Genomic DNA, 12,019 nt, shown 5'->3' with positions numbered 1-12,019 from the left:
TATTTCACTGTAGCTTGAAGCCATTCACACTGTTAAAGAGAAAGGATGTCTCACTCAGGCTTTGAAATTGCCTGATCAACTGGCAACAAACTGATTGTGATTATTTTTGGTGTGATGTCAGAAAAATGGTCAGGAGTTTTTATTCGCGATTTTGACTAAATCCGCAATGAGATCGTTTTTATAAGCCGGGTATTTCTTATTAGAAAATGGGCATGTGTCTCAAATAGATCATGGTTTGCATTTCGTGAAGCAAATTATATGAAGTAATGGCATTGAATAAAATGATCGGTTGTTATTTGTACTGTTGATGAGAGCTTTATTTATATAAATTAGATATTTAGCTCGTTTTTTGTTCGTTTTTTTAATTTTTTACGTGAAAGTTCATTCAACCCTACCAGTTGATTTCTCTCAGTTTTCTTTCTCAAAACAACAATAAGCAACATATTGCTCTGTGTTTGGTTTCTAATGTGTGCTTTTGTGTTGACTTTGGTTTTTTAATGCAAAATAAGTCGCAACATTTTGCAACCATGTGCAACGTAAATCTGATTTATTGCGAGTTATTTTATAAATCCCATCATAACCTAGTGCGTAAAACTGGATATCACCTAAAGTTATTTCACAATAAAACAAAAGATTCAGGCGTAGAGCTATGAATCATTCTACATTTCTATTCAATAACTTAAGGAAAAGTGAATTATGAAACTCTGTAATGGGAAAATCGCTAAGAAGGTATTCCCCCTCAGTACCTTGGTTGTTTCTTGTTTAATGGCCTTTAATGCATCTGCGGCTGCTGATTGTCGTCCAGATGGCTTGTATAAAACCGACGGTGTGAACGTCCCATACTGTACTATTTACGATCAAGACGGTCGTGAAAAAATGGGTGCAGATCATCCTCGTCGTGTGATTGGTTACTTCACAAGTTGGCGTTCTGGTGATGATCCACAAGCAGCTTACCTAGTTAACGATATTCCTTGGGAGCAGTTAACACACATTAACTATGCGTTCGTGAGCATTGGCTCAGATGGTAAAGTGAACGTTGGTGATGTTAACGATCCAAATAACGCCGCAGTTGGTAAAGAGTGGCCTGGAGTCGAAATTGACCCAGCTCTTGGCTTTAAAGGTCACTTTGGTGCCTTAGCGACACAAAAAGTGAAACATGGTGTTAAAACACTGATTTCTATCGGTGGTTGGGCAGAAACTGGCGGTCACTTTGCTACGGATGGCACTCGTGTGGCTGACGGTGGTTTCTACACGATGACAACTAACGCGGATGGTTCTATTAACCACGCAGGTATCGAAAAATTTGCAACATCTGCTGTTGAGATGATGCGTAAATATAAGTTCGATGGTTTAGATATTGACTACGAATACCCTACGTCAATGGCAGGTGCCGGTAACCCAGACGACAAAGCGTTCATGGAGCCTCGTCGTGCTTACCTATGGGCTTCTTACCAAGAGTTGATGAAAGTACTTCGTCAAAAACTTGATGCGGTTTCAGCGCAAGATGGCGTTCACTACATGTTAACCATTGCCGCACCATCTTCAGGTTACTTATTACGTGGTATGGAAACCTTTGATGTTACTAAATACCTTGATTACGTAAACATCATGTCTTATGACTTACACGGTGCTTGGAACGATCATGTAGGCCATAACGCTGCTCTATACGATACAGGTAAAGATTCAGAGCTTGCACAATGGAATGTTTATGGCACTGCTGCTTACGGTGGCATCGGTTACTTGAATACGGACTGGGCTTACCATTACTTCCGTGGTTCAATGCCAGCAGGCCGTATTAACATTGGTGTTCCTTACTATACTCGTGGTTGGCAAGGTGTAACTGGTGGTGAAAATGGTCTATGGGGCCGTGCAGCATTACCAAATCAGGCTGATTGTGCGCCGGGTACTGGTGAAGGTGAGAAGAATAACTGTGGGCATGGTGCACTAGGCATCGACAACATGTGGCATGATCTTGATGCAAACGGCAAAGAGATGGGTGCTGGTTCTAACCCAATGTGGCATGCGAAAAACTTAGAAAACGGTATCTTTGGTTCTTACGCTGATGCTTATAATCTTGATCCTGTGAACGATCCATCAGACAAACTGGTTGGTACATACACACGTAACTACGACAGCGTTGCGGTAGCACCATGGCTGTGGAATGCTGAGAAAGGCGTGTTCTTATCAACAGAAGATAAGCAGTCAATCAATACGAAAGCAGATTATGTAATCGACAAAGAAATTGGCGGTATCATGTTCTGGGAGCTTGCGGGTGACTACAACTGTTACGTACTAGATGCAGCGGGTAACCGTACGTCTGTAGATGCAACAGAGCAAGCATGTGCAAGTGGTAATGGTGAGTACCACATGGGTAACACCATGACTAAAGCTATCTACGATAAGTTTAAGTCAGCGACACCTTACGGTAATACACTAGCAACAGGCGCTATTCCAACTGAAGCTGTAGACATTACAGTGTCTGTTGGCGGGTTCAAAGTAGGTGATCAAAACTACCCAATCAACCCTAAGGTTACGTTTACGAACAACACGGGTGCAGAATTACCTGGTGGAACAGAATTCCAGTTTGATATTCCTGTTTCAGCACCAGATAACGCGAAAGATCAGTCTGGCGGCGGCTTGAAAGTAATTGCTTCTGGTCACACTCGTGCGAATAACATTGGTGGTTTAGACGGACCTATGCACCGCGTGGCATTCTCTCTACCAACTTGGAAGAGCTTACCAGCTGGTGCTAGCTACGAGCTAGATATGGTTTACTACCTACCAATCTCTGGCCCTGCTAACTACTCAGTAAACGTAAATGGTGTTGATTATGCCTTTAAGTTTGAGCAACCGGATCTACCTTTAGGTGACTTGAATGCACCAGGTCCTGGTCCAGGCCCAGGTCCTGAGCCAGGTACTTGTGACACAACTGGCGTTCAAACTTACCCTAATTTCCCACAAAGTGATTGGGCGGGTAATCCAAGCCACGCTAATACTGGCGACAAACTGATTCACCAAGGTGTGGTATACCAAGCGAACTGGTGGACAAGCTCTGTACCAGGTAGCGATGGTAGCTGGACAAAAGTGTGTAATATCTAATCTCTTTAGATAAATAGATACATTAAGCGCATAGAGTGATCTATGCGCTTTTTTATTTGGCGCAACTTATGAAATGTAGGTGGTGCTCATGTCCTTATTCTATGGTCATATGAAATGAGTCAGATGAAAGCTGTTTAAAACGCCATTTTCAAGTAGGAAGAATAAAGGGTACAAATAGAGGTTTGTTAGTTGATAATTTTGCGGGGAATAACGGATTTTATGTTGGTTCTGAACATAATAAAAAGCCAAGAGGTAGATTTTTCCTCTTGGCTTTTAATAGGCTAGGTGTAAGGAGCAACGGTACTTCGGCTTTGTGTTGACTCTTTACATTACCGTCTTGTTATCTCGTATTTACGGGTTGTAAGCTACAAATTTGTTATGAGTCTGATTGTTTATCTGGAGTAAAGTCTGATTATTGATAATAATCTATCTTAATTACTATCATTCTCATTTATGGGACTGTTTAAAACGATTTAATTGTGTCTTGCCAAGTTTTATACAAAATACTGAGAGTATTGCAAAAAGTACTTCTGTAACGGCCAGTATGAATCAGCCGATACAGAAGGGTTTTATCGGACTCTACTGAGCACGGTTGAATGTTACTACTTCATAGCTAAGCGGTGTTAATGTTGCTTTTTCATTGGCAATGTAATCGATAACCGATTGTGCATCGGTGTTACAACGAACATTATCATCTTTACAACTAGGCAGAGAAGAATGGTAGTTAACCTGATACTTGCCATCTATTTCAGCAATATTTTTGACTTTAAACCCAGTCAGCTTTCCGTCCACGTACATTAAATCGACACGATCAGACTGTGTTTGTTGTGCTTTAAATAGCGGTGTCCAGCCGTCGTTACCCGTGGCGTTGTAGTTATTGATGACCACGTTATACGTACGGTCATCTTCAAGCGGTGTCCAAATTGGATCTTCTTCGCTGCCTGTCATGACTTCAATGCTATCGAGCTGACCCACTTCATGGAGTGTCGTTTCTGTGAAAGAGTAACGAAGGTGGCCACCGTATGGAAATTTTCCAGCGTGTGAGCCTTCAGGCAAAGTGGCGGTTATAGCGCCGTGGATCACTGCTTTTATATCAGCACCAGAGACAGGCAATACGGATAAGAAGTTAGCAAAAGGTAGCATTTCGAGTGCAACACTGCCTTCACGGTATTGGCCAGCTTCAATGTTAGTGCGAATGCCACCAGCACCGATTAAGGCGAAATCTACCTTCATGCCTGTAACGTTTCTTACTTCCTCAGTATTTGCCCAGTAATATTGGCCTTCAGCAATAATTGGGGCAACATCAGAGCCATGTTGATCAGAGCCACGATCGCCCGGGCGTCTTTCATGTTTTAACTCGACTGGCACTTGAGCAATTACCTGACCATACGCAGCCTCAGCTTCAGGTTTGTATTTACTATCGATGAGGTTACGTAGCTGCTGATTCTCGTCAGTGATGGTGATGTTTTCTTCCTTATCAATGAAGTTAACAACTTTTTGGTTGTCGCTGTCACTGAACTTGTCTTGTTCACGTCTTGCGGCATCATAGTAAAAGTCGTCGTTTGAAAGCAATGTATTGCGGCCATCACATTGGGTAATGTGGCCGTTTTTATCAAAGCTAATTTGTAAACGGCCGATCGCTTGGGCGTATTCACCGGCTTGAACAACGCAGGTTTTATTTTGGTTATTTGGGTTGATCACTTGCTGAGCATACATACCATTATTGCCCATACCAAGGTTGGTAAAATCACCAAGTAAGGTGTGTGAGTGACCACCCACGATCAAATCGATGCCGTTTACTTGAGAGGCGATCTCGATGTCTTTGGAGTTACCCACATGAGTAACAGCAACCACATTGTGGATTCCTTTTTCGGTGAACATATCCACGGTTTTTTGTGCTGATTTCACCATATTAAAAAACTTCACCTTACCTGTATTGGGCGATAAGTTGGCCATGTCTTCCAGCGCTAGGCCAAAAACGGCCACAATATCGGCACCTTGAGGCAAGTGGTTAATGTCTTTAACGATGGTTTTTTTGTTACCGTCAAAAGCAAATACTCGATACGGCATCAGGTTTTTTTGATCACGGAGGTCAGCGTCTTCACTGGTATCAATATTGGCGGCTAAAACAGGGAAATTAACGGAATCGATGAATTCATTTAGCTTGGCATTATTGAGATCAAATTCGTGGTTACCCAGTGCCATTGCGTCTAAGCCCATCTTGCTTAGCAGATCTGCGTTCATGGCTCCTTCATTTAATTTGAAGTAGGCACTGCCTTGCCAAGCGTCGCCACCATGAAGAAATAGAAAGCTGTCATCATTTTTTTGCGCTTGTTGTTTGTAATCCTCGGCCATGGTTTGAAGGCGAGGGTAGCCACCAAATTCATTGTACACTTTGGTGTTATTGGCTTTGAAACTGGATTGTACTGGGTCAAAATTAGAGTGGGTGTCATTAATGTGGGCAATAGTGAGTGTAAAGGTGTTGTCAATGTTGTTGTCATTAGGTGTTGTAATGGAGGATAGACAACCAGATAAAGCGGCAGAAATCGCGAGAGCAGAAAGAGACTTACGTAACATTTAAGTAAAACCTTAGTGAGTGTGACTGGTTTTCCTTCCGTGGTATTTTTGTATCGAATTTGCCTTGATGAACCATATTCCATGGCTTGTTTCTCTAAACATAGAGTCATGTATCAGGGCAGGCAGATAATATCGTCTATATACTCTATATTCAAATTATTGATGATTTAGTTATTAAAGGGCGGAAATTAGACTTAGCTTGCCTTTTTTCTAAGTAATTATATCTAATGTATGTAAGGGTTATCATTTTTGATGTGTATGAATTTATCAGTATTTGGTTCCTAAATTCGCGGTTTGCTTTAAATACATTCGAAGTACTTTGTTAATAATAAAAAGGCATTCCAAAATGATAAGCTAAGAGCGCGCATCCTATATGCAGGCTGAATTTGTTCTATGGGTAACGGTAGAAAGAGAAAGGAAAAGTTCAAATGATAAACAATACACACCAGCCTATCCGCTGGGGGATCATTGGTTGCGGAGCCGTGACAGAACTAAAAAGTGGCCCTGCTTATCAAAAAACAGAGGGGTTTGAGTTAGCTGCGGTAATGCGCCGAAGTCACGATAAAGCGCAAGATTATGCGAAGCGGCATAAAGTTCCAGCGTTTTATACCGATGCCGATGATCTCATAAATAGTGAAGATATTGATGCGATTTACATTGCTACTCCGCCTGATAGCCATAAATATTACGCATTAAAAGTAGCCAAGGCGGGTAAACCGTGCTGTATTGAAAAGCCATTAGCTCCAAACTATGAAGACAGTAAAGACATTGTCACTGCATTTAAAAAAGCGGAGCAGCCATTATTTGTCGCTTATTATCGTCGTTCATTGCCCCGTTTTAATCAGATAAAACAGATTTTAGAATCAGGTAGTATTGGTAAAGTACGTCATATCAGTTGGCATTTAAGTAAACCCGCGAACGATATGGATTTGTCTGAGCAGTATAATTGGCGTACCGATAGCAATATTGCTGCTGGTGGGTATTTCGATGATTTAGCCAGCCATGGTTTAGATTTATTTGCCTATTTATTGGGCGATTTTGATTCTGTTCAAGGGATTGGATTAAACCAGCAAGGTTTATATTCTGCGCTTGATGCTATTTCAGCGTGTTGGAGCCATAAATCAGGTGTCACTGGTGTCGGAAGCTGGAATTTTGGGTGCTCTCGCCGCCAAGATAAAGTGGAGATCATGGGGAGTGAAGGTCAGGTTAGCTTTTCTGTGTTTGATGAACAGCCGATACGATTGCATCGTGAAGGAGAAGAAGAGAAGCTCTTCTACATAGAGAACCCTGAGAATATTCAACTGTTTCATGTTGCTAACATGTACACTCAATTAGCGGAAGGAGGAGCGCACCCGTCTTCAGGAAAGTCTGCATTACATACTAGCTGGGTAATGGATAAAATTTTAGGCAAAGTGTGAGTTGATCGGAAAAGCATAGGCAAGATATTCACAGGCCTTCATGGTTCCGAATAAAGGAACAGGCAGCGGGTTCCGTTCCGAGTTGCTCTGTAAGTGACATGATCTACAATCTGCTTTGTTGCTCATTGATAAGGATATTTATTTGAACCTCCGACAGTTAGAAATTTTTTACGCCATTATGCAAGTTGGAACGGTGTCAGGTGCAGCAAAAAACTTAAACGTCTCGCAGCCTAACGTGACTCGGGTATTGGCGCACACCGAGCAGCAAATGGGGTTTGCGCTGTTCGAGCGCGTAAAAGGGCGTTTGGTACCAACGCAAGAGGCAAAAACGTTATTACCTGAAGCAGAAAAAATTTACCAGCAATTAGGGCAATTTCGCTCGTTAACGAATAAAGTAAAAAAAGGCAATCAGCATTTGCGAATTGGTGCGCCGCCGATTTTAGCAAATGCACTGTTAACGCCTGTTATTGCGAAATTAAGTCACGATCCCGCTCTTTCTATTGAATTATCTACAGCAAACCGTAACGAATTATGTGACGGCTTATTAAAAAACGAACTTGATTTGGCTGTTTGTTTTGGCGAAGAAGCCCCAGCGGGGATCACCCAGCAAACGTTACTTAAAGAAGCCATGTGTGCTTTATTACCTTGTTCTGAGCAAGGTAATAAGCAGTGGAGCGGTAATATCGAACTCAATGAATTGGTTTCTCACCCTGCAGGTATTATCGGGCTGGATTCTCGTGATCCACTTGGTTTATCGCTCAGTCAAGCCATACATCAAGTCGATCCTCACTATCATTCCCAAATTACCGTCAGAAGTTACAGTGCCGCGGCAGAATTGGTTCTGCATCATGCAGGTATTGCGGTGGTTGATCCGTGGACGGCTCAGCATTATCAACAAGCGCATTACCTTAATCGACTTTCTGCACGGAAAGTCTCCCCCGACATTGCTTTTTCTGTGTCGTTATTGCATGCCGAGCATCAGCCGATCTCCCTTACTGCTCAATACTTTTCGGAGCAATTAATTCAGTCAATTAAGGGGCCGAATGATCAAGGTATAACGTGATGTTATAGGCAGCAGACAGATAAGTATTCGGCAAAAAAGATCACTTTCTCTAGATTACTTCTAACCGTAAAAACAAGAGAAAAGGATCTTTTATGCGTATTCAACAGCCTTATTTATTATTTCTTGGTGATGTCACCGATCCACTGTCGGCAAAGACTGCTCGTGGCATTTTACAATGGCGACCAGAAGCCTGTATTGGTCAACTAAGATTAAGCCCAGGGACCATCAGTTTGGGCTTACCTGATTATTCGTTACAAGAAGCACAAGATCTGGGTGTAAAGACTCTGGTTCTTGGCACGGCAAATGCCGGGGGCGTGATCCCTGGCAACTGGTTAGATACCTTAATTCAGGCAGCAGACATGGGCTTTGATTTGGCCTCTGGCATGCATCAACGTCTGACGGATGTGGCTGTGCTTGCCCAACTGCAAGAGCAAGGAAAAACGCATTTACATGATGTTCGTCACTTTGATGAGCCACTGGCGGTGGGCAATGGTAAGAAGCGCAAAGGAAAACGATTATTAACGGTGGGTACGGATTGTTCCGTTGGGAAAATGTACACAGCTCTGGCCTTAGAACAAGCTTTGAACCAACATCAGATCAGCACCGAATTTAAAGCAACGGGACAAACGGGCATTCTTATCCAAGGTTCTGGTATTTCTGTGGATGCCGTGGTTGCCGACTTTATATCCGGGGCGGTGGAATCGCTCAGTCCAAGTTTTGATGATCATCAATGGGACATTATTGAAGGGCAGGGTTCACTATTTAATCCTTCGTTTGCTGGGGTAAGTTTAGGGCTTTTGCATGGTGCACAGCCTGATGCTTTGGTGTTGTGCCATGAAATCGGCAGAAAGCACATTCGTCACCTTCCTCATGCACCATTACCTAGCATTGAACAAACGTTAGAGGCGAATTTACAAGCCGCAAAGTTGACAAACTCAGATGCGCAGTTTGTCGGTATTTGTTTGAATACCTCGGCCATATCCGTTCAGGATGCGGAGCAGCTGTGTTTGCAGTGGTCTGAAAAGTACGCAATGCCAGTAACGGATCCCGTTCGCTTTGGTGTTGAGTCTATTGCTCAGTGTTTGGCGACATGGTGAGGTTGAGATGAAGATTTGTGCAAAACCCCAGCAAATAAAATTAGCCAAGCCTTTTAGCATTGCTCGTGGTACGCGTACTCATGTTGAGGTCGTGCAAGTTACCGTTACTTATGAACAGTTCCAAGCTCATGGGGAATGTACACCATATCCGCGTTATGGAGAGTCGGTGAACTCTGTGATAGAGAAAATTGAGTCTGCATCACAAGCCTTGTTACATTGTAAGTATGAAGAAGCGCGAGTGGTGCTTCAAACCTTACTTCCGGCGGGGGCGGCCAGAAATGCCATCGACTGCGCGTTATGGCGTTTAGAAGCCATAATGGCAAACACAGGTTTTCCTCACCCACGTTTTGAGATCCCCCAACGAATTACCACGGCCATGACGGTGTCTATTGATAGCCCACAAGCTATGGGTCAGCAGGCCAAAACGTACATGAATGAAGGGGCGAAATTACTCAAAGTAAAATTAGATGCTGAGCAAGTCATTGAAAGGGTCGCCGCTGTGCGAGCCGCTGCACCAAGTGCCAAGATCATTTTAGATGCTAATGAAGCATGGGGAGCACTTTCGTTAGAATCCCTATTTCATCAATTAGCGGAGCTGGACATTGCGATGATTGAACAGCCTGTCGCAAAAGGTGAAGATGACCTATTGGCCTATATAGATCATCCAATTCCCATTTGTGCCGATGAAAGTTGCCATACCCGAGAAGACATTCCTGCTTTACTGCAATGCTATGACATGATCAACATTAAGCTTGATAAAACAGGTGGGTTGACGGAAGCACTGACGTTAGAGGCGCTAGCTCGGCAGCACGGTTTGAAAATCATGGTAGGGTGCATGTTGGGAACCTCACGTGCCATGCAAGCCGCATTGCCTATTGCTGCGAACGCTGAGATTGTTGATCTGGATGGCCCGGTTTTACTCGGTTCAGATATCCCTGATGGCTTAACCTATTTGAATGGTCAGATTGTTTGCTTTTGAGTGTTAGGTTAGCGCCCAAGTTATTCAATACCGATCGTGATAATGGATGCTTTTTCCTTTTCTATGTATTAAGGTGCAGTGAAATTCGACGTCTTATAAATAGGGATATTTAAACGGTAATGGCATTTCAAATAGAAACCCCTCGGCTAATTTTGCGTGATGTAAGATTAGAGGATTTACAGGCGTATACTCAACTATCACAGCATGAAAAATATCAGCGGTTTTATGATGAAGCCGATTGCTCAAAAGAAAAAGCCGTTCAATTGGTACAGATGTTTGTGGAAGAGGCGCAAGCTAAACACAGAACGAACTACAACTTGGCCATTACTGACAGAATGACAGGGCAATTTATTGGTATTTGTGGTCTTCGGGTTGAAGACCATCAACAAGCGTCGATTGGTTGTGGTTTGGCCCGTGAATATCAAGTGTCTGGCTTTGCGCAAGAGGCCATGTCCGCTTTATTGCAGTTTGGTTTTGAGAACCTAAACGTACACCGAGTGTATGCGGAAACTATCGCGAAAAACCGAGCCGCGATTTTATTGTGTAAGAAAATGGGTATGCGTACCGAAGCCACTTTCATTGAGCATCGCTTTTTTAAAAATCAGTGGTGGGATACGGTTGTTTTGGCTTTGCTTAAGCGTGAGTGGCTTGAGCTTACATCATAAATAAATCATGGTGACAACGTCACTTAAAGAGAAAGGGTAACGAGGAAAACAGTGAGATCGCAACTAAAACAAAAAATCATTGATGTTTGTGAGCAAAAAATTGCTAAAAAAGGTGAAGGTGTTGGTGTGTCTTTTTATGCCTTTTTTGCTAATAAAAACGATGATCCTGAGTTATTGATGGAAGCCGCAAGCTGGTGGATCATGGAGCATAAATTGGACCATTTTGAAAAGGCGGTGAAGATTAAGCAGTTGGTAGAGACGATGGAGTCATAAATGGACATCACTTTAGTGCAGCTTGATATTTGTTATAAAAATAGACAAGAGAACCTTAATAAGCTTGGCACTTTATTAGAGCGTTGTGACGGAGTTGGTGATCTTGTGTTGCTGCCTGAATTATTTACGACAGGGTATTTATTTGAGCAGCCTGACGAAATACATCAGTTAGCAGAGCCCATGACCAACAGCAGTGACACGGTAAGTTATTTGACGCGTCTAGCTCAGAAGTTTCAAACTACGTTTGTGGCGGGTCTTGCTGAAAAAGTGGAAAGTCGCTATTACAACACCGTTGTGGTGGTAGATGCCAAAGGCTTAGTTAATCAATACCGTAAAATGGCGTTAACGAACATCGATAAGCAATACTTCTCACGTGGTAGCGAACTCGTTACGTTTACTGTCGATGGGGTAAGGTTTGGTATTGCCATCTGTTTTGACCTTTGGTTTCCAGAAGTAATTGGTGAGTACAGCCGCCGAAATATTGATGTGTTATTACATCCTGCGAACTTTGGTGGTGAACAAAGCTTACAAATCGCTCAAACTCGGGCCATAGAAAATAATTTTCATGTGATCACTTGTAATCGAGTCGGAGAGGAAATTACGACTGAGGTGGCTGGTCGTTATTGCGGTAAAAGCCAAGTGGTGTCTCCGCTGGGCGAGCTTATATTCTGTGCCAGTGAGCATGAAGAGGTGAAGACTGTCACGATAAATATTGATTCTACAATAAAGAAGAAAGTGCTAGGTGTCGATTTGGACACGGAAAGAAAAAGTATTATTAATGCTATCAAAGAGTTGCGATAGTGGTGTGGGCTTTACTTAAGCATGTGATTTTTCGTTAATCAATTTTG

General features: G+C 42.8%; 8 protein-coding genes and 1 pseudogene. 8 read left to right on the top strand and 1 reads right to left on the bottom strand.

The genetic code is table 11. The annotated features are described in order from the left end of the window. Positions 1–795: 795 nt before the first annotated feature. Positions 796–3,099: pseudogene (locus MHO82_RS22245) on the top strand (glycosyl hydrolase family 18 protein); the annotation flags it as partial. Positions 3,100–3,678: 579 nt separating this feature from the next. Here MHO82_RS22245 and MHO82_RS22240 read toward each other — a convergent pair. Next, positions 3,679–5,676 (bottom strand): 5'-nucleotidase C-terminal domain-containing protein, encoded by a 1,998-nt coding sequence (locus MHO82_RS22240; protein WP_239188041.1) that lies wholly within the window; start codon positions 5,674–5,676, stop codon positions 3,679–3,681. Positions 5,677–6,104: 428 nt separating this feature from the next. Between MHO82_RS22240 and MHO82_RS22235 the strand changes: the two genes are divergently transcribed. The 7 genes from MHO82_RS22235 to MHO82_RS22205 all read left to right on the top strand — a co-directional run bounded on the left by MHO82_RS22235 (position 6,105) and on the right by MHO82_RS22205 (position 11,972). Continuing rightward, complete coding sequence (locus MHO82_RS22235; protein ID WP_239188039.1) at positions 6,105–7,094, top strand: Gfo/Idh/MocA family oxidoreductase; 990 nt, start codon at positions 6,105–6,107, stop codon at positions 7,092–7,094. Between the two features lie 142 nt (positions 7,095–7,236). Next, on the top strand, positions 7,237–8,157 hold the full coding sequence (locus MHO82_RS22230) for a LysR family transcriptional regulator (RefSeq protein WP_239188037.1): 921 nt from the start codon (positions 7,237–7,239) through the stop codon (positions 8,155–8,157). Positions 8,158–8,249: 92 nt separating this feature from the next. Then, entirely contained in the window at positions 8,250–9,254 is a 1,005-nt protein-coding gene (gene dgcN / locus MHO82_RS22225) for an N-acetyltransferase DgcN (protein WP_239188035.1), read from the top strand. Between the two features lie 7 nt (positions 9,255–9,261). Next, positions 9,262–10,233: an N-acetyl-D-Glu racemase DgcA gene (gene dgcA, locus MHO82_RS22220; RefSeq protein WP_239188033.1), complete on the top strand. Its 972-nt coding sequence runs from the start codon at positions 9,262–9,264 to the stop codon at positions 10,231–10,233. 119 nt (positions 10,234–10,352) lie between these two features. Continuing rightward, positions 10,353–10,898, top strand: coding sequence for a GNAT family protein (locus MHO82_RS22215; RefSeq protein WP_239188030.1), 546 nt, complete (start codon positions 10,353–10,355; stop codon positions 10,896–10,898). A gap of 51 nt (positions 10,899–10,949) precedes the next feature. Continuing rightward, positions 10,950–11,171 (top strand): DUF6500 family protein, encoded by a 222-nt coding sequence (locus MHO82_RS22210; RefSeq protein WP_239188028.1) that lies wholly within the window; start codon positions 10,950–10,952, stop codon positions 11,169–11,171. Further along, positions 11,172–11,972: a carbon-nitrogen hydrolase family protein gene (locus MHO82_RS22205; protein WP_239188026.1), complete on the top strand. Its 801-nt coding sequence runs from the start codon at positions 11,172–11,174 to the stop codon at positions 11,970–11,972. Positions 11,973–12,019 lie beyond the last annotated feature (47 nt).

The sequence above is a fragment of the Vibrio sp. Of7-15 genome (assembly GCF_022347565.1).
Lineage (GTDB): Bacteria > Pseudomonadota > Gammaproteobacteria > Enterobacterales > Vibrionaceae > NORP241.
The sequence above is the reverse complement of the archived record's forward strand: the minus strand, read 5'-3'. Positions and strand labels throughout refer to the sequence as shown.

Bases quoted from the DNA above. Each gene is read 5' to 3' on its own strand.
- MHO82_RS22240 (WP_239188041.1), bottom strand. From the start codon at position 5,676: ATGTTACGTAAGTCTCTTTCTGCTCTCGCGATTTCTGCCGCTTTATCT.
- MHO82_RS22235 (WP_239188039.1), top strand. From the start codon at position 6,105: ATGATAAACAATACACACCAGCCTATCCGCTGGGGGATCATTGGTTGC.
- dgcN (WP_239188035.1), top strand. From the start codon at position 8,250: ATGCGTATTCAACAGCCTTATTTATTATTTCTTGGTGATGTCACCGAT.
- dgcA (WP_239188033.1), top strand. From the start codon at position 9,262: ATGAAGATTTGTGCAAAACCCCAGCAAATAAAATTAGCCAAGCCTTTT.
- MHO82_RS22215 (WP_239188030.1), top strand. From the start codon at position 10,353: ATGGCATTTCAAATAGAAACCCCTCGGCTAATTTTGCGTGATGTAAGA.
- MHO82_RS22205 (WP_239188026.1), top strand. From the start codon at position 11,172: ATGGACATCACTTTAGTGCAGCTTGATATTTGTTATAAAAATAGACAA.